At 65.3% G+C, this 21,999-nt stretch carries 20 protein-coding genes; 12 read left to right on the forward strand and 8 right to left on the reverse strand.

The annotated features are described in order from the left end of the window. Window positions 1-1,503, reverse strand: a complete 1,503-nt coding sequence (locus FLL57_RS10720; RefSeq protein WP_142882885.1) for a leucyl aminopeptidase — start codon at window positions 1,501-1,503, stop codon at window positions 1-3. A gap of 400 nt (window positions 1,504-1,903) precedes the next feature. Between FLL57_RS10720 and lptF the strand changes: the two genes are divergently transcribed. The 8 genes from lptF (at window position 1,904) to FLL57_RS10760 (ending at window position 12,052) form a co-directional block, all read left to right on the forward strand. Then, complete coding sequence (gene lptF / locus FLL57_RS10725) at window positions 1,904-3,070, forward strand: LPS export ABC transporter permease LptF (RefSeq protein ID WP_013502085.1); 1,167 nt, start codon at window positions 1,904-1,906, stop codon at window positions 3,068-3,070. Window positions 3,071-3,083: 13 nt separating this feature from the next. Next, window positions 3,084-4,169, forward strand: a complete 1,086-nt coding sequence (gene lptG, locus FLL57_RS10730) for an LPS export ABC transporter permease LptG (RefSeq protein ID WP_013502084.1) — start codon at window positions 3,084-3,086, stop codon at window positions 4,167-4,169. Then, window positions 4,169-6,676, forward strand: a complete 2,508-nt coding sequence (locus FLL57_RS10735; protein WP_142882886.1) for an LPS-assembly protein LptD — start codon at window positions 4,169-4,171, stop codon at window positions 6,674-6,676. Before lptG ends, FLL57_RS10735 begins: the two co-directional genes overlap by 1 nt. A 74-nt stretch (window positions 6,677-6,750) precedes the next feature. Further along, window positions 6,751-7,677: a SurA N-terminal domain-containing protein gene (locus tag FLL57_RS10740; protein ID WP_013502082.1), complete on the forward strand. Its 927-nt coding sequence runs from the start codon at window positions 6,751-6,753 to the stop codon at window positions 7,675-7,677. A gap of 61 nt (window positions 7,678-7,738) precedes the next feature. Continuing rightward, the gene (gene pdxA, locus FLL57_RS10745; protein WP_142882887.1) at window positions 7,739-8,752 is read left to right on the forward strand and encodes a 4-hydroxythreonine-4-phosphate dehydrogenase PdxA; all 1,014 of its coding nucleotides are present in this window, start codon (window positions 7,739-7,741) and stop codon (window positions 8,750-8,752) included. Beyond that, window positions 8,749-9,612, forward strand: a complete 864-nt coding sequence (rsmA, locus tag FLL57_RS10750; protein WP_142882888.1) for a 16S rRNA (adenine(1518)-N(6)/adenine(1519)-N(6))-dimethyltransferase RsmA — start codon at window positions 8,749-8,751, stop codon at window positions 9,610-9,612. The genes pdxA and rsmA overlap by 4 nt, the downstream gene beginning before the upstream one ends. Before the next feature lie 16 nt (window positions 9,613-9,628). After that, window positions 9,629-10,687, forward strand: coding sequence for an alcohol dehydrogenase (locus FLL57_RS10755; protein ID WP_013502079.1), 1,059 nt, complete (start codon window positions 9,629-9,631; stop codon window positions 10,685-10,687). A 168-nt stretch (window positions 10,688-10,855) separates the two neighbouring features. Then, entirely contained in the window at window positions 10,856-12,052 is a 1,197-nt protein-coding gene (locus FLL57_RS10760; protein ID WP_142882889.1) for a hypothetical protein, read from the forward strand. Window positions 12,053-12,056: 4 nt separating this feature from the next. Here FLL57_RS10760 and gmk read toward each other — a convergent pair whose 3' ends face one another. From gmk to fabD, 7 genes are all read right to left on the reverse strand, one after another. Further along, window positions 12,057-12,719 carry a guanylate kinase gene (gene gmk / locus FLL57_RS10765; RefSeq protein ID WP_013502077.1) on the reverse strand — a complete coding sequence of 221 codons (663 nt, stop codon included), beginning with the start codon at window positions 12,717-12,719 and terminating at the stop codon, window positions 12,057-12,059. Between the two features lie 2 nt (window positions 12,720-12,721). Continuing rightward, the gene (locus FLL57_RS10770; protein ID WP_013502076.1) at window positions 12,722-13,609 is read right to left on the reverse strand and encodes a YicC/YloC family endoribonuclease; all 888 of its coding nucleotides are present in this window, start codon (window positions 13,607-13,609) and stop codon (window positions 12,722-12,724) included. Between the two features lie 102 nt (window positions 13,610-13,711). Next, window positions 13,712-14,965, reverse strand: a complete 1,254-nt coding sequence (gene mltG / locus FLL57_RS10775) for an endolytic transglycosylase MltG (RefSeq protein ID WP_013502075.1) — start codon at window positions 14,963-14,965, stop codon at window positions 13,712-13,714. A 203-nt stretch (window positions 14,966-15,168) separates the two neighbouring features. Further along, window positions 15,169-16,434, reverse strand: coding sequence for a beta-ketoacyl-ACP synthase II (gene fabF / locus FLL57_RS10780; RefSeq protein WP_142882890.1), 1,266 nt, complete (start codon window positions 16,432-16,434; stop codon window positions 15,169-15,171). Window positions 16,435-16,530: 96 nt separating this feature from the next. Next, on the reverse strand, window positions 16,531-16,770 hold the full coding sequence (locus FLL57_RS10785; RefSeq protein ID WP_002716125.1) for an acyl carrier protein: 240 nt from the start codon (window positions 16,768-16,770) through the stop codon (window positions 16,531-16,533). Between the two features lie 304 nt (window positions 16,771-17,074). After that, window positions 17,075-17,812: a 3-oxoacyl-[acyl-carrier-protein] reductase gene (gene fabG, locus FLL57_RS10790; RefSeq protein WP_142882891.1), complete on the reverse strand. Its 738-nt coding sequence runs from the start codon at window positions 17,810-17,812 to the stop codon at window positions 17,075-17,077. 19 nt (window positions 17,813-17,831) lie between these two features. Continuing rightward, a complete protein-coding gene (fabD, locus tag FLL57_RS10795; protein WP_142882892.1) occupies window positions 17,832-18,791 on the reverse strand; it encodes an ACP S-malonyltransferase in 960 nt (319 codons plus the stop codon). Window positions 18,792-19,504: 713 nt separating this feature from the next. Between fabD and rpsF the strand changes: the two genes are divergently transcribed. The 4 genes from rpsF to rplI all read left to right on the forward strand — a co-directional run bounded on the left by rpsF (window position 19,505) and on the right by rplI (window position 21,925). Beyond that, window positions 19,505-19,981: a 30S ribosomal protein S6 gene (gene rpsF / locus FLL57_RS10800; protein ID WP_011158622.1), complete on the forward strand. Its 477-nt coding sequence runs from the start codon at window positions 19,505-19,507 to the stop codon at window positions 19,979-19,981. A 5-nt stretch (window positions 19,982-19,986) separates the two neighbouring features. Then, on the forward strand, window positions 19,987-20,226 hold the full coding sequence (gene rpsR / locus FLL57_RS10805; protein WP_011158623.1) for a 30S ribosomal protein S18: 240 nt from the start codon (window positions 19,987-19,989) through the stop codon (window positions 20,224-20,226). Between the two features lie 124 nt (window positions 20,227-20,350). Beyond that, window positions 20,351-21,301 (forward strand): hypothetical protein, encoded by a 951-nt coding sequence (locus FLL57_RS10810; protein WP_047307113.1) that lies wholly within the window; start codon window positions 20,351-20,353, stop codon window positions 21,299-21,301. A gap of 36 nt (window positions 21,302-21,337) precedes the next feature. Next, on the forward strand, window positions 21,338-21,925 hold the full coding sequence (gene rplI / locus FLL57_RS10815) for a 50S ribosomal protein L9 (protein WP_142882893.1): 588 nt from the start codon (window positions 21,338-21,340) through the stop codon (window positions 21,923-21,925). The last annotated feature ends 74 nt before the right edge of the window (window positions 21,926-21,999 follow it).

Raw genomic sequence — 21,999 nt, forward strand, 5'->3', positions numbered from 1 at the left:
TTACTTCTTGGCTTCGTAGTACTCCGCCACGAGCTGGTTGAGCAGGCGGACACCATAACCCGAACCCCAGCTCTGATTGATGTCGTTCTTCGGCGCGCCCATGGCGGTGCCGGCGATATCGAGATGCGCCCACGGCGTGCCGTCGACGAAGCGCTGCAGGAATTGCGCCGCGGTGATCGAGCCGCCGTTGCGCGATCCGGTGTTCTTCATGTCGGCGAACTGGGAGTCGATCTGCTTGTCGTATTCCGATCCGAGGGGCATCCGCCACACCTTCTCGCCGGTCGACTGGCCGACCGCGGTCAGACGTTCCGCGAGCTGATCGTTGTTGGAGAACAGGCCGGCATATTCGGTGCCGAGCGCCACCATGATGGCGCCGGTCAGCGTCGCCAGGTCGACCATGAATTTCGGCTTGTGCTTCTGCGCCACGTACCAGAGCACGTCGGCCAGCACCAAACGGCCCTCGGCGTCGGTGTTGATGATCTCGATGGTCTGGCCCGACATCGAGGTGACGATGTCGCCCGGCCGCTGCGCGTTGCCGTCCGGCATGTTCTCGACCAGGCCGATCGCGCCGACCGCGTTGACCTTGGCCTTGCGGGCCGCGAGCGCGTGCATCAGGCCGACGACGCAGGCCGCGCCGCCCATGTCGCCCTTCATGTCTTCCATGCTGGCCGACGGCTTGATCGAGATGCCGCCGGTGTCGAAGCAGACGCCCTTGCCCACGAAGGCGATCGGCTGCTCACCCTTCTTGCCGCCGTTCCAGCGCATGATCACGGTGCGGCCCGGGTGCGCCGAGCCCTGCGATACGCCGAGCAGCGCGCCCATTTTGAGCTGGGCCATCGCCTTGACGTCGAGGATCTGCACTTCCACGCCGAGCTTCTTGAGCTGCGCCGCGCGCTTGGCGAACTCTTCCGGATACAGCACGTTCGGCGGCTCGTTGACGAGCTCGCGGGCGATAATGACACCGTCAACGACATGGCTGTCGGGCGTGAACGCCTTCTTGGCCGCCGCCGGATCCGCCATCGCGATCGAGACGCTGGCGTTCACCGAGCCGGCGTCGTCGTCCTTCTTCTTGGTCTTGTAACGGTCGAACTTGTAGGCGCGCAGGCGGATGCCCGATGCGAGCGCAGCCGCCTGCTCCGGCTTCATCGCACCGCCGGGAAGTTCACCGATGACGGTCACGGCCTGATCGCCGGCGCCGATCTTGCTCGCGACCGTGCCGCCGAGTTTCAGCAGATCGTGGTCCTTGATCGACGCGACCTTGCCGGCGCCGATCACGATCAGCCGGCCGACCTTCACACCCTCCGGCGCCAGCAGGTCCAGCACCGAGCCCGACTTGCCCTTGAACTGGCTGGTGGCAGCCGCCCGCTTGACGGTGGCGATCGCCGCGCCCAAAGCCTTGGTCGCCGCCGCGCCGAACTTCAGAGCGTCGTCGCAGAACACGATCAGCGTGCCGCGCGCGGGCGCAGAAAACGGGACGAAACCGACCTTGACGGCGTCGGGCATGGGCATTCCTCCTCAGGCAGGCTGTCGGCTGCAAAGACGATCCGGCAGGCGCGGGTCCAAAGACGTTGTTTTGGAGGGTTGAGGCGTCGAGTCAAGACAACATCTGAAGCCTCGCTCCTTTCACAGGAAAGTGGATTGCGTGTCACCGGACGAACCGGCGGATACCGGCGGCCCCGGCCCGGTTGCCGGAGCGTTGCGTGCGAGCGCGATCTGTGGTCTTCCGGAGACAGTCGCGCACCTTTAACCATATCTCCAGCATGCCGCGGCCCCGCCATTTTGTTGACAGATCAGACAGATGGTAGTGGCAACCTGGGACAAGGCCGGGCTTTCCGCCCAGGGGAGGATTCATCATGAATCCGGGCGGCCGCAGAATCCGGATGCAAGGGGATCGTACTGAGCGATGGGCTCCATCGACCGCTATATCTTCCGCACGACCCTGGTGTCGTTCGCGGTGGTGATGGGTAGCCTGACGGGCGTGATCTGGATCACCCAGGCGCTCCGCGGCATCGACCTGATGACCAGCCAGGGCCAGACCATCATCACCTTTCTGGGCCTGACCGGCCTCGCCGTCCCGGTGCTGGTGCTGGTGATCGCGCCGATCGCGCTGATGATCGCGGTGGCGCACACCTTGAACCGGCTCGCCGTCGATTCCGAGATCATCGTGATGAATGCCGCCGGGCTGTCACCGATCCGGCTGTTCCGGCCGTTCTTCTACGCCACCATGGTGGTTGCCGCGCTGGTGACGGTGATTGGCGCCTATATTGCGCCGGACGGGTTGCGCCGGATTGCCCGGTGGGACAGCGAAATTACCGCCGACGTGCTCGCCAACGTGCTGCAGCCCGGACGCTTCGCCCAGCTCGAGCCAGGACTGACGATTCGGGTCCGTGAACGCCAGCCCGGCGGCATTCTGGTCGGCGTGTTCATCGACGACGCCCGCGATCCCAACGAGCGCATCAGCATCATCGCCGATCACGGCACCGTCCTGAAGAACGAGAAAGGCTCGTTCCTGGTGCTGGAAGACGGCCATCTCGAACGTTTCCAGGCCGGCAAGCAGGAACCCACGCTGGTGGCGTTCAGCCGCTACGCCTTCGACATGTCCAAATTCTCGCGCGCCCGGGACGTCTCCTACGGCATCCGCGAGCGCTATCTGTGGGAGCTGCTGTTCCCCCCGGCCGACGATCCGCTGCTGGCGAGGTTGCCGACGGAATTCCGGTCCGAAATGCACGACCGCCTGCTGGCGCCGATCTATCCGTTCTTCTTTGCCACGGTGGCGTTCGCGTTCCTCGGGCTCCCGCGGACGACGCGGCAGAGCCGCAATTTTTCGATGATCGGCGCGGTGCTGGTGGCGTTTGTGGTGCGGCTGGCCGGATTCGCCCTGTCGGTGATCGCCAACAAGACGCCTTACGTCGCGGGCCTGCAATATCTGCTGCTGGCGGTGGCGATCGCGATCTGCCTCTGGCTGATCAAACGCAACATAGCGCTTGAGCCACCGGCTCGGCTGACCGAGGCGCTGCGCGCCGTCAACACCTCGCTGCTCCGGTTGATCCGGCGCCCGGCGACGGCCTGATGCGAGGCGCATGATGGTGGTCAACACGCTTGGACGCTATTTCGCCCGCCGCTTCGTGGTCGCCTCGCTCGGGGTGTTCTTCGGGTTGTTCGTGCTGCTGGTGTTTGTCGATTATGTCGATCTGCTGCGCAGGGCGGGCGGGCTGGCCGTCTCGGCGTTCTACGTCGCCCAGGCGTCGTTCTGCCGCGTGCCGCAACTGCTCGAACGGTTGCTGCCATTCTGCATCCTGATCGGCGGTATGACCTGCTATCTGGCGCTGTCGCGCAGCCTCGAACTGGTGGTGGCGCGCGCCGCCGGGCTGTCCGCCTGGGAGTTCATCTCCCCCGCCCTCTGGAGCGCGATCGCGATCGGCATCGTCGCGACCACGATATTCAATCCATTGTCGGCGCACATGCAGGAACGCGCCAAGCAGATGGAAGCCGAAATGTTCGGCGAAAATACCGGCGGTCTGCAGGATGCCAACGGATTCTGGATGAATCAGGTCAATCCCGACGGTCAGGCGATCATCAACGCGGCCCGCAGCCAGCAGCAGGGAGCCGTGCTGACCGGAATCACGATTTTCCGGTTCGACCCGAATTTCCAGTTCAGGGACCGAATCGAAGCCCGCGAAGCGGTGCTGGAACCAGGCCACTGGCTGCTCAAAAGCGTACGGCGCTATACGCTGGACAGCGCTCCGACAGATCAGGATACCATGGAACTGCCGACCTCTCTCACCCTGGCCCAGGTTCGGAACAGCTTTGCCACCCCCGAAAGTGTGTCATTTTGGCAACTTCCGGCTTACATCAAGTCGTCGGAAAACTCCGGATTTGCGACAGCCGGCTACCGGCTGCAGTACCACAAGCTGTTGGCAAAGCCGTTTTTGTTGGCTGCGATGGTCATGCTAGCTGCTTCTGTCAGCTTGCGATTCTTCCGTTTCGGTGGCGTGCAAAAGATGGTTTTGAGTGGCGTGGCGGCAGGCTTTCTGCTCTATATCCTGTCGAAAGTGACCGAGGATTTGAGTAAGGCTGAACTGATGCATCCGCTTGCTGCGGCATGGTTGCCCGTGTGCGTGGGCGGCCTCGCCGGATTTTTGGCCTTGCTCTATCAGGAGGACGGATAGTGGCTGCGATGGCCGCCCTCCGAGGAAAGCTGTCGACCCGGCGTCGGCGCATGAAGATGCGCCGGGAACGCGCGGTCGCGGCTGCCCTGCTCACGCCGTTCGCGGTGATCGCGCTCGCGGGCGCGGTGCAGACGTTCGCGATCGAGTCCGCCTCCGCCCAGGGCTACAATTACAATCCGCGCCCTGCCCGGCCGAAGCCGCCGCCGGCGGCCAACAACGGCCAGATGCTGGTCCAGGCCACCGAGGTCAATTACGACTACAATAACAAGCGCGTCGCCGCGGTCGGCAACGTGCAGATGTATTACAACGGCACCACGGTCGAGGCCGATCGGCTGGTCTATGACCAGGACACCAAGCGGCTGCGCGCCGAGGGCAACGTCCGCATGACCGACGCGGACGGCAAGATCACCTACGCCAATTTCCTCGATCTGTCGGACGACTATCGCGACGGCTTCGTCGATTCGCTGCGCGTCGACACTGCGCAGGACACCCGGATCGCCGCCTCGCGCGCGGACCGCACCGACGGCAACTACAACGTGTTTCAGAACGGCGTCTACACCGCCTGCGCGCCGTGCAAGGACGATCCGAAAAAGCCGCCGCTGTGGCAGGTCAAGGGCGCGCGGATCATCCACGACCAGACCGACAAGATGCTGTATTTCGAGGATGCCAGGATCGAGTTCTTCGGCGTCCCGCTGGCGTATCTGCCGTTCCTGTCGACGCCCGACCCGACGGTGACGCGCAAGACCGGCTTCCTGATGCCGTTCTACACCAGCAACACCACGTTCGGCTCCGGATTCGAGATCCCGTTCTATTGGGCGCTGGCGCCGGATTACGACCTGACGCTGACCCCGCGCATCACCACCAAGCAGGGTGTGCTGATGCAGGGCGAGTTCCGGCAGCGCCTGCTCGACGGCTCGTACCAGATCCGCGCTTACGGCATCAACCAGTCCGATCCCGCCGCGTTCGGCACCGCCCCCGGCAACCGCGACCTCCGCGGCGCCGTCGATACCCAGGGCCAGTTCGCACTCAACGACAAATGGGTGTGGGGCTGGGAAGGCGTGCTGATGTCGGATCGCGCGTTCTTCCTCGATTATCGTCTGGCGCAGTATCGCGACAGTTGGGGCACCTTCCTCAACCAAAGCACCGAGGCGACGTCGCAGATCTATCTGACCGGCGTCGGCAACCGGTCGTATTTCGACATCCGGGCGATCCACTATCTCGGCTGGGCGGCGGCGGACATTCAGGGCCAGATCCCGGTGATCCACCCGGTGCTCGACTATTCGAAGACGCTCGATCAGAACATCTTCGGCGGCGAGTTCAGCTACAAGTTGAACCTGACCAGCCTGAGCCGGCAGACCGCGCAGTTCGATCCGGTTACGACGATCGCGAACACCACCGGACTGTGCCTCAACACCTCTGCCGATCCGGCGGCCCGACTGCCGTCGAGCTGCCTGCTGCGCGGCGTTCCCGGCACCTACACGCGGCTGACGGCGCAAGCCGACTGGCGGCGCTCGTTCACCGATCCCTACGGCCAGATCTGGACGCCGTTCGCGTCGCTGCGCGCCGATGCGATCGACGCTTCGATCTCGAACCAGCCGGGCGTGTCGAACTATCTGACCCCCGGCGACACCCAGACGATGCGGCTGATGCCGACCGTCGGTCTGGAATATCGCTACCCGTTCATCAACGTGCAGCCCTGGGGCACCACCACGATCGAGCCGATCGCGCAAGTGATCATCCGCCCCAACGAGTCTTACGCCGGCAAGCTGCCGAACGAAGACGCTCAGACCATGGTGTTCGACACCAGCAACCTGTTCAGCGTCGACAAATTCTCCGGTTACGATCGGGTCGAAGGCGGCGGCCGCGCCAATGTCGGCGTCCAGGCGACGACGCAGTTCGATCAGGGCGGCTCGGTCAACGTGCTGTTCGGCCAGTCCTATCAATTGTTCGGCCTGAATTCGTTCGCGGTCGCGGACATCACCAATACCGGCCTCGACTCCGGTCTGGCCAAGCCGAAATCCGACTATGTCGGCCGGGTGTCCTACTCGCCGAACTCGACCTACAAGTTCACCACCCGCGCCCGCTTCAATGAAGCGACCTTCAACGTCGAGCGGTTCGAGGCCGAGGCGAACGCCAGCTTCAATCGCTGGTCGGTGAGCATGATCTACGGCAACTACGCCGCCCAGCCCGATCTCGGCTTCCTGACGCGCCGGCAGGGCATTCTTGGAACCGGCACGTTCAAGCTCGCGTCGAACTGGGTGGTCTCCGGCGGCGCGCGGTGGGATCTTGAAGCCAACAAGATCAACCAATATATCGTCGGCGCCGGTTACGTGGACGATTGCTTCGTGTTGGCGGTGAACTACGTCACCGGCTATTCGTACACCAACTACGGTACGACGCCGACGCTCAATCACTCGGTCATGCTCCAGCTTGGACTGAGGACGATCGGCATGACGTCGATGCAGCAGAGCGTGTCTGCAGCGTCGAGCGGCGGGTTCGGCCGATAGCGCGCCGCGCAGGGTCGAACCGATCTCCGGATCGCGCCCCCTTAACCCGAACGGCTGAGAGGCAAACGCGACTCATGATGAGCAAGCTTTCCCTTCGCATCATCGGCTTGGTGCTGTGCTGCGCGGCGGCGACGCTGGGTCTTGGAACCGGGCCCTCGCAGGCTCAATCGATCGTGGTGATGGTCAATGGAGAACCCATTACCAACTTCGATATCGAGCAGCGTTCCAAGCTGAACCGAATGTCTCACAAGAACGAGAGCCGGCAGCAGGTGCTCGACGACCTGATCGACGAGAAGGTCAAGATCAAGGAAGGCAAGAAGTACGGCGTCAATCCGTCCGATTCGGACATCGACTCGTCGTTCGCCACAATGGCCTCGCGGATGCGGATGAGCACCGCGCAGATGACCAATATGCTGGCCGCTCAAGGCATTCGCCCGGATACGCTGAAGTCGCGCATCAAGGCGGAGATGGTCTGGGGCAGCCTGGTGCGTGGCCGCTTCAAGGACAGCCTGCAGGTCAGCGAGCGCGAAATTCAAGCGCAGCTCAAGGGCAACGACGACTCCAAGGCCGTCGAAAGCTACGAGTACCAGCTCCGTCCGATCGTGATGATCGTATCGCGCGGCTCCGGCTCGAGTTCGCTCGATACCCGCCGCAAGGAGGCGGAGCAGATCCGCGGCCGCATCACGAGCTGTGCAGAGGCCGACCGGATTTTCAAGGCGATGCCGAATGCCGCGATCCGCGGAACGGTGGTCAAGACCTCCGCCGATCTGCCGCCGGCATTGCGCGACGTCCTCGACAAGACGCCTGTCGGTCACCTCACCGCTCCGGAAGTCACCAAACAGGGCGTCGAGATGGTGGCGCTGTGCGGACGCAAGCAGTCGACCGCGGACACCCCGCGAAAGCGCGAAATCCGCGAGAAGCTGTTCGGTGAGAAATTCCTGGCGAAGTCCAAGGACTATTTGCAGGAAGTGCGCAAAGCCGCGATGATCGAGTATCGCTGATCCTCTTCGGGCGGCGTGGTCGCAGCATGGAGAGCCGGCGTCCCGCGCCGTGGAGTCGACTTTGACCGGATTGCCGAAACCACTGGCGCTGACGCTCGGCGAGCCCGCGGGGATCGGTCCAGACATCGCCTTGGCGGCGTGGCTGCAACGCGAACGACACGACCTTCCTCCGTTCTATCTGATCGGTGATCCCGGCTGTGTCTCCAGGCGCGCGAGCCTGCTTGGCCTCGACGTCGCTGTGGCCGAAGTCACCGCGGAAGATGCCACCGTCGGATTTGCGAACGCCCTCCCCGTGGTCGCGACCGGACAGCGCGCGACCGCGGCTCCCGGCAGGCCGGACGAGTCGAGCGCAGCCGCCGCGATCGGATCGATCGAGCACGCGGTCTCCGATGTCCGGGACGGCCGCGCGGCAGCCGTCGTCACCAATCCGATCGCCAAGAGCGTGTTGTACAAGGCCGGCTTCCGCCATCCGGGTCATACGGAATTTCTCGCCGAACTAGCGAAGCGCGACGGCGTCGTGCCGCAGCCGGTGATGATGCTGTGGTGCCCGTCGCTCGCCGTGGTGCCGGTCACGATCCACCTGTCGCTGCGCGACGCGATCGCCCAGCTCACCACCGAACTGATCGTGTCGACCGCGCGGATCGTCGCCCGAGACATCCGCGACCGGCTCGGCATCGCGCGGCCCCGGCTGGCGCTCGCCGGCCTCAATCCGCACGCCGGCGAGGACGGGGCGTTGGGCCACGAGGATCAATCTGTCGTCGCGCCGGCCGTCGACATTCTACGTCGCGAGGGCATCGACGCCCGCGGTCCACTCCCCGCCGACACCATGTTTCATGCCGCCGCGCGCAAGACCTACGACTGCGCGATCTGCATGTATCACGACCAGGCGCTGATCCCGATCAAGACCATCGCGTTCGACGAAGGCGTCAACGTCACGCTCGGCCTTCCCTTCATCCGCACCTCGCCGGATCACGGCACGGCGTTCGACATCGCCGGCAGCGGCCGCGCCGATCCGTCGAGCCTGATCGCGGCGCTGAAGCTCGCCGCCCGCATGGCATCGGCCAAAGCAGCATGAGCGCGATCGACGATCTGCCGCCGCTGCGCGAAGTGATCCGGCGACACGATCTGGCCGCGCGTAAATCGCTCGGCCAGAACTTCCTGCTCGATCTCAATCTCACCGCCCGCATCGCGCGGGCCGCCGGACCGCTGGACGGTGTCACCGTGGTCGAGATCGGCCCGGGCCCCGGCGGATTGACTCGCGCCCTGCTGGCGACCGGCGCCAAGCGCGTGATCGCGATCGAACGCGACGAGCGTGCGCTCGGCGCTCTGGAAGAGATTGCCGCCCACTACCCAGGCCGGCTGGACATCGTCAGTGGCGACGCCATGGAATTCGATCCGCGCCCGATGCTGAACGGCGAGCGCGCCAGGATCGTCGCCAACCTGCCCTACAACATCGCGACCCCGCTGCTGATCGGCTGGCTTTGCGCCGAGCCGTGGCCGCCATGGTACGAGATGATGGTGCTGATGTTTCAGCGCGAGGTCGCGCAGCGCATCGTCGCCCATCAGGACGACGATGCCTATGGACGGCTGGCGGTGCTGGCGAACTGGCGCGCAGAAACGCAAATGCTGTTCGACATTTCGCCATCCGCCTTCGTGCCGCCACCCAAGGTGACTTCCTCGGTGGTGCGGCTGGTGCCGCGCGCGCAGCCGGAGCGTTGCGATCGCGCAGCGCTCGAACAAGTCGCGGCCGCTGCGTTCGGCCAGCGCCGCAAGATGCTGCGTCAGAGCCTCAAGTCGCTCGGCGTCGATCCGGCCCAGCTCACGGCCGCTGCCGGGATTGATCCGGCACGCCGCGCCGAGACCGTGCCGGTCTCCGGGTTTGTTGCCATGGCGAACGAATTGTCCAATAGTCGCGCCACAAAAACACAAGCCTGAAAGGGAGAACCCCGACATGACGCAGATGCGTCGCCAGTCTCTGGTGAAATTCGACGCCCCGCTGTGCGAGACCATCATCGATGCGCCGAAGCCGCAGGGGCGCGAAGTGCTGGTGAAGATCGAGCGCTGCGGCCTGTGCCATTCCGACCTGCACATTCAGGACGGCTACGCCGATCTCGGCGGCGGCAAGAAGCTCGATACGACGCGCGGCATGACGCTGCCGTTCACCCTCGGCCACGAGATCGCCGGCGTCGTCGCCGAAGTCGGTCCCGACGCGCCCCAGGATCTGATCGGCACCAGGAAGGCGGTGTTTCCCTGGATCGGCTGCGGCAAATGCCGCGACTGCCTCGCCGGCGACGAGAACCTGTGCGCCAAGAACCGCTTCCTCGGCGTTTCGATCGACGGCGGCTTCGCAACCCACGTGCTGGTACCTGATGCCAAGTATCTGCTCGACTACGATCCGCTGCCGACCAACGTCGCCGCGACGCTGATGTGCTCGGGCATCACCGCTTACGGCGCGCTGAAGCGTCTTGTCGACCGGCCGCGCCAGCGCAACCTTCTGCTGGTGGGCTTGGGCGGCGTCGGCATGATGGGGTTGTCGCTGGCCCAGGCGATGTTCAAGCAGCCGATCGCGGTGGCGGATCTCAGCCCCGCGGCGCGCGAAGCCGCACTGAAGAACGGCGCGGCCGTCGCCTATGATCCTTCCGAGCCCGACGTCGCCAAGCGTATTTTCAAGGAGACCGATGGCGGCTTCGACGGCGTGGTGGATTTCGCCGGCAACGACAAGTCGATGAACTTCGCGGTCAGCACGGTGGCGCGCGGCGGCAAGGTGGTGGTGTCCGGTCTGATGGGCGGTCAGTTCTCGCTGCCGATGGTGCAGTGGATCTACAAGCGCATGACCGTCGAAGGCTTCATGGTCGGTACGCTCGAAGAGACCAAGGAACTGCTCGCGCTCGCGCGCGCCGGCAAGATCAAGCCGACGCCGATGAAGGAAGAGCCGATGCAGGACGTGCAGAAGTGGATCGATCAGCTCCGCGCCGGCAAGGTGGTCGGCCGCATCATGCTGACGAACTAATCACTCGGCCGTTTCCCCGACCGCAGCGTTTTTCGGGTTCCCCACGCCCGACGCTGCGGTCGCCAATTGTCTCACCCTCACCGGATTGTCGGCATATTGCGACCCCAATTGTCGCGGAAAAAACGGACGCACAGAAGCTCCGTCATCCGTGTCAGAATGGGGAATGTCATGCACAACCGATCCGCGAAATCGCTGTTAGTTGCGGGTGCCGGCGCGATCGCAGCCGTCGCGTTCACGACAGCCCCGTTCGACGCGGCTCGTGCAGACACCTGCCTGTCGGCGCCGAACGGGCCGACGCCCGCCGGCAGTCATTGGTACTACCGGACTGATCACGCCAACAAGCGCAAGTGCTGGTACGTGCGCAAGGTGGACGCCACACCGGCCGCCGTAGCCGCGGCAGAACCAGGCGCAGCGGACCCGGCCGGCAACGACAGAGCCTCGACCGCGGCCCCGGCGAGCCCATCGTCCAAGCCCGAGATCCCCGCCGCCTCCACGCCGCCCGCATCGAGCTCCGCACAGACTGCAACCGCTCCGATACGCTCGTCGGTCGCCGACGCCCGGGCGGAGTACGTCGCGCCGCACCAGCCGGCGCCAGCGCCCGGTCCCGGCAACGCCGCGACCAGTTCGCCATTCCCCGAGCCGGTGTGGGCGCCGCCCGCCGAGTCCGCCCAACAGACCGCGGCACCCGCTCCGGAGGCAGCGCCCGGGGCGCCGCCACCGACGATGAACGAACGCTGGTCGGATCCGGTGGCCGGCGGTCTTCCAGCCAATGCCAATGTCACCGACAAGCTACGCAAGGCGGCCAAGCCGGTGGCGAAATCGGCGCCTGCCTCCACCGCGGACGGATCGATGAGCGCGAGCACGCTCGCCACCTTGATCGGCGCCCTCCTCGCGGCTCTGGCGGTTGCGGGAGGGATCGCCGCTGTGTTGATGAAGTTCGGACGCAGCGAACCGATCGCACGGCGCGAGCCGGGCGAGCGTCCCGACCTTTGGGCAGGCCGGACCGAGCTCGTCGACACCGGCATCTACGCTCAGGATTTCAGGTCGAGCCCGATCGACCTCGACGCGCCGTCACATCGGCCGGCCGCGCAGCGGGCGGTCGAATATCCCGTACAGGACGAAGACGAGAACGAACCGCCGGCCTGGATCAAGGCTGCGCGCCAGCGTCACGTCGCCAACGACAGGGTTCGGCCGGGCGCGGCAGACACCCGCGCCGCCGTGCGCGGCGACCTCGAACCGCAGTCCGCACTCGAACCTCAGCGCGCCTCCGAGGCGACCGGCGATCCGGTCCGCGACGTGCGTCCGCCCGCGGCCGACGAAATCGAGCAGTTGCTGGCGCTGGCGCAGAAGCGCTCGGCGGCGTGAGCCGTCAGCCTTCGAGCTGCTGACGCATATCGCGAACGAAAGCGTCGATGCCGATTTGGCGCTCACGCTTGAGCTGCTCGGCCCGCAGGATCGCCTTCACGGACTCGAATGCGATACCGACATTGTCGTTGACGACGATGTAGTCGTAAGCGTCGTAATGACTCATCTCGTCGCCGGCCTTCTTCATCCGGCCCTGGATGACGTCGTGGCTGTCCTGCGCGCGGGTGTGCAGGCGGTGCTCCAGCGCCTGCACCGAGGGCGGCAGCACGAACACGCTGACCACGTCGTTGGGAGCATGGCTGCGCAATTGCTGCGTGCCCTGCCAATCGATATCGAACAACACGTCACGCCCGGAGGCCAGCGCCGCCTCGACCGGCGCGCGCGGCGTGCCGTAGCAATTGTCGAAGACGTTCGCCCATTCGAGAAACTCTCCGGCGGCGACCATCGCGTCGAATTTCGGACGATCGACGAAGAAGTAGTCGCGGCCTTCGACTTCACCCGGCCGCATCGGCCGCGTGGTGGCCGATACCGACATCTGCAGACCGGCCGCTTCCTTCACCAGCATCCGCGACAGTGTCGTCTTGCCGGCGCCCGACGGCGACGACAACACGAACATCACGCCGCGCCGCTCGACACCATTGTGTCCGACCGCCGCTCCGTCGCTCATGATCACTCCAGATTCTGAACCTGCTCGCGGAACTGCTCCACGACGTTCTTCATCGCCAGTCCCGCATTGGTGAGTTCCAGATCGATCGACTTGGAGCAACAGGTGTTGACTTCGCGGTTGAACTCCTGCGCCAGAAAGTCGAGCCGACGGCCGACGGCGCCGCCCTTGGCCAGCATCTCGCGGCTTTGGGCGATGTGCGAGGCGATGCGGTCGAGTTCTTCGCGGATGTCGGCCTTGGTCGCCATCATGATCGCTTCCTGATGCAGCCGGTCTGCATCGAACCGATCGGAGGCGTCGAGCAGCGTCGCGATCTGCTCGGCGAGCCGCGCCTTGATCGCCTCCGGCTTTCTCCCCGGCGCGGCTTCCGCCTGCCTGGCAAGCGCCTCGAGTTCACCCAGGCGCTGCGCCAGCACCGCGGCAAGGCTGGCACCCTCGCGCCTGCGCATCTCGACGAGACTATCCAGCGCTTCGGCAAAGGCGGCCTCGACGGCAACGCGTGCGGCCTTGTCCTCGGCCTCGTCGGCCTCGGGTTCGACCACTTCGATCACGCCCTTGATGCCGAGCAGTCCGTCGATGCTCGGCGCGACCGCGTCGACCTTGCCGGCGATTTCTCCGGCGACCTTCAGCACCGACGCCAGCACATCCTGATTGATCTGCACGGTCGATGCCGCATTGGCGCGCTTCACCGTGAGGTTGGCGTACACGGTGCCGCGAGACAGAGCTTCCGCGGCGCGCTTGCGCACCGAAGGCTCGATGTCGTCCCAACCGGGCGGCAGACGCATCCGGAAATCGAAGCCCTTGGCGTTGACCGACTTCAACTCCCAGTCGAACACATAAGGGCCGCTGGCGCCTTGGCTGCGTGCAAATCCGGTCATGCTCGATAACGACATCGCGTCACTGTCTCCGGATTTCAGGGTTGAGAATCGTCCCGCGAGGGTTCGCGGAACTTAACGCAAACCCAGCCGCGATGTGAACATCCGTCCGCGTGTAACCTACTCGGTTGCGCCATTCGGCGTCCCGTTGCGGACGCGTCGCTTCTGCGCACCGGACTTGGCCTTGGGCGAGCCGGTGGTCGCCGCGGTGGCCGCAGGGTCTGCTGCGGCATCGGGCGCCGGCGCGGCAGCACTCGACGCCGGCTCCTCCGCCGGCTCAACCGTATCGTTCTGTTGCTGGCGTTCGAGAGCGCGCAGCTTGGCGACGTTCTTCTGGTGCTGCTCGTAACTGTCGCTGAACGCGTGACCGCCGCTGCCGTCGGCGACGAAATACAGATCGCGGGTGCGTGCCGGATTGGCGGCGGCTTCCAGCGAAGCCCGCCCCGGATTGGCGATCGGCCCGGGCGGCAGTCCGTCGATCACGTAGGTATTGTACGGCGACGGCTGGGTGATCTCGCTGCGCTTGATCGGACGGCCGAGCGTGCCCTTGCCGCCGACCAGACCGTAGATGATCGTCGGGTCGGACTGCAGCCGCATCTTCTTCTGCAGGCGGTTGACGAACACGGCGGCGACGCGGGTGCGCTCGTCGGACTTTCCGGTCTCCTTCTCGACCAGCGAGGCCAAGGTTATCAGTTGCTCCGGCGTCTTGATCGGCAGGTCCGGATTGCGGCGCTCCCAGATCTCGCCGAGGATGCGCTTCTGCGCCTGCTGCAGACGGTTCAGCACCTGTTCGCGCGGCGTGCCGCGCGGGAATTTGTAAGTCTCGGGCAGCAACGTTCCTTCACGCGGAATTTCGCGGATGCTCCCGGTGAAGATCGGGTTGTCGGACAGCCGCTCGACGATCTGCTCGGATGTCAGCCCTTCCGGAATCGTCACCGCGTGCTGCACCACCTTGCCCTCGACGATGGTGCCGATCACGTCGCGCAGGCTGGCGTTCTTCTGGAACAGATACTCGCCCGGCTTCAGTTCGGTACGAGCCCGCAGCGCGATCACGCCGCCCGCGAACACCAGCCAGCCGTCTTCGATCACGCCTTCGCGCTTCAGGATCTGCGCAATGTCGTCGAGACCGGCGCGCTGCGGAATGTTGACGGTCTTGTCCTGCGCGAGCGGACCCGGCGCTTCCAGCTTGTTCTTGCCGTAGACGTACAGGCCGCCGGCGCCGATCATCACCACGACGATGAACGTGATGATCGCGTTGCCGACGATCACCAGCGGATTGCGCGCATGGTCCGACCGCTTCGGCGGCGGCGGAAGCTGCTCCGGCTCGAGTGCCGCGCGTGGGCTTCTCGGCGAAATCGGCGGCCTTTCACTCATCGGTGCAACCTGAATCCTGTCGGCTCGCATTGGGACCGGCGCAACACTACACCGGCGACATCCTGGATCACGACATCGATGGCATGTCCGGACTGGACTCTATCCAGACGGATGAGGGCTGCAACCGATCATACGCCGAAACTGACGGACCCCGTAGGGTTTAGCAGCGATTGCGGCCAAACGGTGGATGACGAGTCGCGCGTCTAGTTCGGCACCCGCTGCAACAGCAGCGAAGCGTTGGTGCCGCCGAACCCGAACGAGTTCGACAACGCGACGTTGATCTCGCGCGACCGCGGCTTCCACGGCACGAGATCGATCGCGGTGTCGACCGACGGGTTGTCCAGGTTGATCGTCGGCGGCGCGACGTTGTCGCGAATCGCCAGCACGCTGAAGATCGCCTCCACCGCGCCCGCGGCGCCGAGCAGATGACCGATCGACGATTTGGTCGACGACATCGACACCCGCGACGCGGCATTGCCCAGCAGGCGCTGCGCCGCGCCGAGTTCGATCTCGTCGCCGAGCGGCGTCGAGGTTCCGTGCGCGTTGATGTAGTCGATGTCCGACACCGCGATGCCGCCGCGCTTGATCGCGGCGCTCATGCAGCGGAACGCGCCGTCGCCGTCGGAGCTCGGCGCGGTGATGTGATAAGCGTCGCCCGACAGGCCGTAGCCGATCACTTCGGCATAGATCCGGGCGCCGCGCGCCTTGGCGTGTTCGTACTCTTCGAGAACGACGATGCCGGCGCCCTCGCCCATCACGAAGCCGTCGCGATCCTTGTCGTAGGGCCGCGACGCCTTCTGCGGCGAATCGTTGAAGCCGGTCGAAAGCGCGCGCGCCGCAGCGAAGCCGGCCATCGCCAGACGACTGATCGGAGATTCGGTGCCGCCGGCGACCATCACGTCGGCGTCGCCGAGCGCGATCAGACGGGCCGCGTCACCGATCGCATGTGCGCCGGTCGAGCACGCGGTGACGACCGAATGGTTCGGTCCCTTGAGGCCGAATTCGATCGAGACGTAGCCGGAGGCGAGGTTGATCAGGCGACCGGGAATGAAGAACGGAGAAATCCGGCGCGGACCGCGTTGCTCGAGCAGCAGCGCGGTTTCGGCGATGCCCTGCAGACCGCCGATGCCGGAGCCGATCAGCACGCCCGAGGCGCAGCGCTCTTCTTCGGTGGACGGATGCCAGCCGGCGTCGTCGAGCGCCTGGCGAGCCGCCGCCATCGCAAAGACGATGAAGTCGTCGACCTTGCGCTGGTCTTTCGGCTCCATCCACTGGTCGGGATTGAAAGTGCCTTCGGTGCCGTCGCCGCGCGGAATGATGCAGGCGATCTGGCTGGCGAGATCGGAGACCTCGAACGCCTCGATCTTGCGTGCGCCGCTCTCGCCGGCGAGAACACGCCTCCAGGTCGTTTCGACGCCGCAGCCCAGCGGCGAGACCATGCCAAGGCCCGTGACGACAACCCGTCTCATCTCCAGCACTCCGGCGTCCAATGCGCAATGCAAAGCAAGAAGCCGGTGGACCGCCGTGATGCGGTCCGGCCGGCTTCCATCACATCGCGCGGAGCGTCAGCTCTTCGCGTTCTTTTCGAGAAACTTGGTGGCGTCGCCGACGGTGAGAATCGTCTCGGCGGCATCGTCCGGAATTTCGCAGCCGAACTCTTCTTCGAACGCCATCACGAGTTCGACGGTGTCGAGGCTGTCGGCGCCGAGATCGTCGATGAAGCTGGCGCTATCGACCACTTTCTCGGGTTCGACACCAAGGTGTTCGACCACGATCTTCTTAACCCGCTCGCCAATCTCACTCATGTATTTAACCCCGTGCTGTTCCGTTTCGACCCGACCGACAGACGATACGAGCCATCGTGGTGCGTCAACTCGCTAAGTTCCCGTCGCATCGCGAAGTGTGTTGATTTTGCCCCCGTCCCCGGGTCGAAGCCGACCACAAGGGCGGCAGGCTCCCCATCGCCAATATACAGGGTTTGGACTTCCTGCAATGGCCTTCTTTTGCCTGTCCGCCGGTGCTTCGGTTATCATACTTCCGATGCATTGACCACAAGTCCGGGGCGACGGGCGGAGGGCCGCGCGCGTCGCCACAGGCTCGCAGATCGCCTCAGATCATCGCCATCCCGCCGTTGACGTGAATGGTCTGACCGGTGACGTAGGCGGCTTCGTTCGAACTGAGATAAACCGCCGCAGCGGCGATGTCCTCGGGCGTGCCCAGCCTGCCGGCCGGCACCTTGCCGAGAATCGCTTCGCGCTGTTTGTCGTTGAGAACGTCGGTCATCGGCGTCGCGATGAAGCCCGGCGCGATGCAGTTGGCGGTGACGTTGCGCTTGGCGTATTCGGCGCCCAGGGTCTTGATCATGCCGATCAGCCCGGCCTTCGATGCCGTGTAGTTGCCCTGCCCCGGATTGCCGGTGACGCCGACCACCGAAGTGATCGCGATGATGCGGCCGAACTTCTTGCGCATCATCAGCTTGGTGGCAGCGCGCGTCAGCCGGAAGGTCGCCGTGAGGTTGACCTTGATCACCTCGTCCCAATCCTCGTCGCGCAATTGCACGAACAGATTGTCGCGGGTGATACCTGCGTTACATACCAGGATGTCGAGCCCGCCCATCGCCTCGGCCGCCGCCGGCACCAGCGCCTCGACCTCGGCCGCGTCCGACAGATTGCACGGCAGTACGTGGACTCGTTCGCCGAGCTTGGCGGCCAGCGAGTCGAGCGCCTCGCGCCGCGTGCCGGAGATCGCCACGGTGGCGCCCTGGCCGTGCAGCGCCTGGGCGATCGCACCGCCGATGCCGCCGGTTGCGCCGGTCACCAGCGCGGTTCTGCCTGTCAGATCGAACATCTCGCCTCCTTGTGCCGGCTTACGCCGAACGTTCGGCCGCCAGCGCGTCTTTGGCCGACGCGATGTCGTTGGGGCCGCCTACGGAAATACCGGTCGCACCATCGGCAATGCGCTTCACCAAGCCGCTGAGCACCTTGCCGGCGCCGATCTCCAGAAACCGGTTCACGCCCTGCGACGCCATGAAGGCGACCGACTCGCGCCAGCGCACCGTGCCGGTAACCTGCTCGACCAGACGGCGGCGGATTTCATCCGGATCGGTAATCGGCGACGCCAGGACGTTGGCGACCAGCGGAGCCGCCGGCGCCTTGATGGTGACGCCCGCGAGCGCCTCGGCCATCGCTTCGGCCGCCGGCTGCATCAGCGAACAATGGAACGGAGCGGATACCGGCAGCAGCATCGCGCGCTTGGCACCCTTGCCCTTGGCGATCTCGACCGCGCGCTCCACCGCATCTTTATGGCCGGAGACGACGACCTGACCGCCGCCATTGTCATTGGCGGCCTGGCAGACCTGGCCCTGGGCCGCTTCGGCCGCCACCGCGACGGCGGTGTCGTAATCGAGCCCGAGCAGCGCCGCCATTGCGCCGACGCCGACCGGTACAGCCTTCTGCATCGCCTGACCGCGGATCCGCAGCAGGCGCGCGGTGTCGCTCACGCTCAGGCTTCCAGCGGCCGCGAGCGCGGAATATTCGCCGAGCGAATGACCGGCGACGAAAGCCGCGTCCTTGCCGACCGACACTCCGGCCTCGGCCTCCAGCACCCGCATCGTCGCCAGCGAAACCGCCATCAGCGCCGGCTGTGCATTCTCGGTGAGCTGCAGCGTTTCGGCCGGACCGTCCCAAATGATCGCCGTCAGCTTTTCGCCGAGCGCAGCGTCGACTTCGTCGAACACCGCCCGCGCCGCCGGAAAGGCATCGGCGAGCGCCTTGCCCATGCCCACGGCCTGCGACCCCTGCCCCGGAAAGGTGAATGCTGCGGTCATCTGGATTCCTGAACCTGTCTCTGAAGTCGGGGCCGTAAGACACCGCCCGGCCCCGTCGTGTCAAGTTGACTGCTGTCTAACATCCGTTCGTTCCGGCTGCGAAGCACAGGCTTGCTGCGGCCGATGTGGAGGGGCCTCATAAGCAGCTCGGGAGGATGCGCTGTCGGCAGCGTGAAAAGGGTGACCGCACAACGGCATGACGACCGTTCCTCGGAAACTGATCAATGCCGATCCAGCGACGCAATCGCCAGCCCGATGGACGAATATTCCTCATGCGATGGATCAGCGAACGACAATTGCTTTTGAGAAAGGCGGGCTTTTGTACACACCGCCGTCTTACGGCATAACGAGCCCCCGCCCCCGGCATGCGGTCCCGTCGCTCCATCGCGGCATGCCCGGCGAATAGGACTGATTCGGATCGCTCGTCTGGCCAGCAGCCCCCGGAACCGGCAGACCTGTGGTCGACACTGCAAATTCCGTCCCTTGCCAAGGCGGCCGAAATCCGTATAACGGCGCATCCGCAGATCCCGGCCGGGAGCTGAACGGACGGCTTTATCACGATCTCCGCAGGGCTTTTCGATCCTTGGCGATTTTGATGCGGCAGGGCCAGTCGGCTCGTCGTCCCGTGCTTCCGCCTTCTGAGCAGTCGAGTCCTTTCCGAAGGGTTCGAAGGGCTTGCCGCCGGTTCTGCGCTAACACGAGAAAGGACAACCATGCCTCTTTATGAGCATGTCTTTTTGGCGCGCCAGGATGCCAGCGCCCAGCAGGTCGAAGAGCTCACCACCCAGATCACCGGCGTGATCGAAGGTCTCGGCGGCAAGGTCACCAAGACCGAGTCGTGGGGCCTGCGCTCCCTCACCTACCGCATGAACAAGAACCGCAAGGCGCATTTCGTGCTGCTGAACATCGACGGCCCGGCCGCGGTGGTCTCCGAAATCGAGCGCCAGGAGCGGATCAACGAAGACGTCATCCGTTATCTGACGGTGCGCGTCGACGAACACGAGGAAGGCCCCTCGGCGATGATGCGCAAGGCCGATCGGGATCGCGAACGCGACGACCGTGGCCCCCGCGAGGGTGGTTTCCGCGGTGATCGCGAAGGCCGTGGCGACCGCGACGGTTTCCGTGGCGATCGTGGTCCGCGCCGTCCGCGTGAAGACGCCGACGCCCCCGCAGCAGCAGTCGAGGAGTAAGCATCATGGCTGAAGCAGGTGCCCGCCGTCCGTTCTTCCGCCGCCGCAAGACCTGCCCGTTCACGGGAGCGAATGCGCCGAAGATCGACTACAAGGATTCCAAGCTGCTGATGCGTTACGTCTCGGAGCGCGGCAAGATCGTGCCGAGCCGCATCACCGCCGTCTCCGCCAAGAAGCAGCGCGAGCTCGCGCGCGCCATCAAGCGCGCCCGCTTCCTCGGTCTGCTGCCCTACGTGATCCGCTGATCGAAGTGGCCTCGCGGCGTCCGCGCCGCGGGGCCCTTCGAATTTTCATAAGGCTTCCGGGTCGTCCGGTCGCCGATGGTTGGGGCGAAACGCCTCTAACCGCTCGAAGGGAGCGGGACAGCTAATGATGTTTCAAGTCCTGATCGCGCTCGCCGCCGGCTGTGCTTCGGCGTTGATGTTCGCCTCGATCGTCTCCGGCGCGCTGATCGCACTGCTGCTGTTCTACCTGGCCCCGCTGCCGTTGATGGTGGCCGCGCTCGGCTGGGGCGTGGTCGCAGCCGCAATCGGTGGCCTGATCGCCGCCGCCGGCCTCGCTGCGCTCGTCAGCTTTCCTTACGCCATCGCCTTTCTCCTCACCATCGCCGTCCCGGCGTGCTGGCTCGGCCATCTTGCGCTGCTGGCGCGTCCTGCCGATGCCCCGCAAGGCGACGCGGCGCCGCTGGAATGGTACCCGATCGGCCGACTGGTCGTGTGGATGGCCGGATTCGCGGCGACCACCACGATGGCGGCCTTGTTTTCCCTCGGCACGGACGGCGCCGCGATTGCAGACGGCCTGCGCAGCGGCTTGCAGCGCGCCCTCGGCCCGCGCAGCACGCCCGGCAGCGACGCCGCCCTGATCGACGCGCTGGCGGCAATCGCGCCGCCTGCTGCCGCGACGGTGGCGATGCTGACACTGACGCTGAATTTGTGGCTGGCGGCGAAGATCACCGCCGCCTCCAACCGGCTGGGCCGGCCCTGGCCGGATCTGCGGACCGTGACGCTGCCGCCGTTGACGCTGGCGGTGCTGTCGCTGGCTTTGGCCCTGAGCTTCGTCGGCGGATTGACGTCGATGTTCGGCAAGACGATCAGTGCAGCGTTGTTCGTGGCCTACGGACTGACCGGCGCCGCGACGCTGCATACCGTGACGATGGCGGCGCGCAACCGCCTGTTCCTGCTCAGCTCTGCCTACGCGCTGATGCTGATCTTCCTGTGGCCCGCGGTCGGCCTGATCGTGCTCGGCCTCGGTGACGCCTTTCTCAATCTCCGGCAGCGCTACTTCCAGCGCCGCTCGATGCCGCCTCCACCCTCTCACTGAAACGACATTCGCAAACACACGACTAAGGAGATCACGATGGAAGTCATTCTGCTGGAACGCGTCGCCAAGCTCGGCCAGATGGGCGAACTGGTTCGCGTCAAGGATGGTTTTGCGCGCAACTTCCTGCTGCCGCGCGGCAAGGCGCTGCGTGCGACCGCCGCCAATCGCGAGAAGTACGAGCACATGAAGGCCGACCTCGAGGCGCGCAACATCGCCGCCAAGGCCGAAGCCGCCAAGGTCGCCGAGAAGATCGACGGTCAGAACGTGGTGGTGGTCCGCCAGGCGTCGGAAGGCGGCCAGTTGTTCGGCTCGGTCTCGGTGCGCGACATCGTCGCGAGCTTCGATGCCGAAGGCGTCAAGATCGACCGCAGCCAGGTGCTGCTCGACGCGCCGATCAAGACCATCGGCAAGCACTCGATCCAGGTCGCGGTGCATCCCGAAGTGGAAGTCGCCGTCTCCGTCACCGTGGCGCGCAGCGCCGAGGAAGCCGAGCGGATCAATCGCGGTGAAGACATCTCCAGCCGCCGCGAGGACGAAGACGCCGCCGCCGAGGCGCTGGCCGCCGCCGGCGAATTCTTCGATCCGGACGCGCAGTTCGGCGAAGAGCAGCCGGCCGAGCAGTAAGCTACTGCTCGCGTCCGATCAAAATGAAAGCCCGGCCTGATCGCATCAGGCCGGGCTCAGACCGCTGACAAACC

The organism is Rhodopseudomonas palustris, assembly GCF_007005445.1.
In the GTDB taxonomy this organism is placed as follows: domain Bacteria; phylum Pseudomonadota; class Alphaproteobacteria; order Rhizobiales; family Xanthobacteraceae; genus Rhodopseudomonas; species Rhodopseudomonas palustris_G.

Excerpts from the sequence above, each read along its gene's own strand:
- FLL57_RS10720 (WP_142882885.1), bottom strand. The coding sequence starts at position 1,503 with ATGCCCGACGCCGTCAAGGTCGGTTTCGTCCCGTTTTCTGCGCCCGCG.
- lptF (WP_013502085.1), top strand. The coding sequence starts at position 1,904 with ATGGGCTCCATCGACCGCTATATCTTCCGCACGACCCTGGTGTCGTTC.
- lptG (WP_013502084.1), top strand. The coding sequence starts at position 3,084 with ATGGTGGTCAACACGCTTGGACGCTATTTCGCCCGCCGCTTCGTGGTC.
- FLL57_RS10740 (WP_013502082.1), top strand. The coding sequence starts at position 6,751 with ATGATGAGCAAGCTTTCCCTTCGCATCATCGGCTTGGTGCTGTGCTGC.
- rsmA (WP_142882888.1), top strand. The coding sequence starts at position 8,749 with ATGAGCGCGATCGACGATCTGCCGCCGCTGCGCGAAGTGATCCGGCGA.
- FLL57_RS10755 (WP_013502079.1), top strand. The coding sequence starts at position 9,629 with ATGACGCAGATGCGTCGCCAGTCTCTGGTGAAATTCGACGCCCCGCTG.
- FLL57_RS10760 (WP_142882889.1), top strand. The coding sequence starts at position 10,856 with ATGCACAACCGATCCGCGAAATCGCTGTTAGTTGCGGGTGCCGGCGCG.
- gmk (WP_013502077.1), bottom strand. The coding sequence starts at position 12,719 with ATGAGCGACGGAGCGGCGGTCGGACACAATGGTGTCGAGCGGCGCGGC.
- FLL57_RS10770 (WP_013502076.1), bottom strand. The coding sequence starts at position 13,609 with ATGTCGTTATCGAGCATGACCGGATTTGCACGCAGCCAAGGCGCCAGC.
- mltG (WP_013502075.1), bottom strand. The coding sequence starts at position 14,965 with ATGAGTGAAAGGCCGCCGATTTCGCCGAGAAGCCCACGCGCGGCACTC.
- fabF (WP_142882890.1), bottom strand. The coding sequence starts at position 16,434 with ATGAGACGGGTTGTCGTCACGGGCCTTGGCATGGTCTCGCCGCTGGGC.
- FLL57_RS10785 (WP_002716125.1), bottom strand. The coding sequence starts at position 16,770 with ATGAGTGAGATTGGCGAGCGGGTTAAGAAGATCGTGGTCGAACACCTT.
- fabG (WP_142882891.1), bottom strand. The coding sequence starts at position 17,812 with ATGTTCGATCTGACAGGCAGAACCGCGCTGGTGACCGGCGCAACCGGC.
- fabD (WP_142882892.1), bottom strand. The coding sequence starts at position 18,791 with ATGACCGCAGCATTCACCTTTCCGGGGCAGGGGTCGCAGGCCGTGGGC.
- rpsF (WP_011158622.1), top strand. The coding sequence starts at position 19,505 with ATGCCTCTTTATGAGCATGTCTTTTTGGCGCGCCAGGATGCCAGCGCC.
- rpsR (WP_011158623.1), top strand. The coding sequence starts at position 19,987 with ATGGCTGAAGCAGGTGCCCGCCGTCCGTTCTTCCGCCGCCGCAAGACC.
- FLL57_RS10810 (WP_047307113.1), top strand. The coding sequence starts at position 20,351 with ATGATGTTTCAAGTCCTGATCGCGCTCGCCGCCGGCTGTGCTTCGGCG.
- rplI (WP_142882893.1), top strand. The coding sequence starts at position 21,338 with ATGGAAGTCATTCTGCTGGAACGCGTCGCCAAGCTCGGCCAGATGGGC.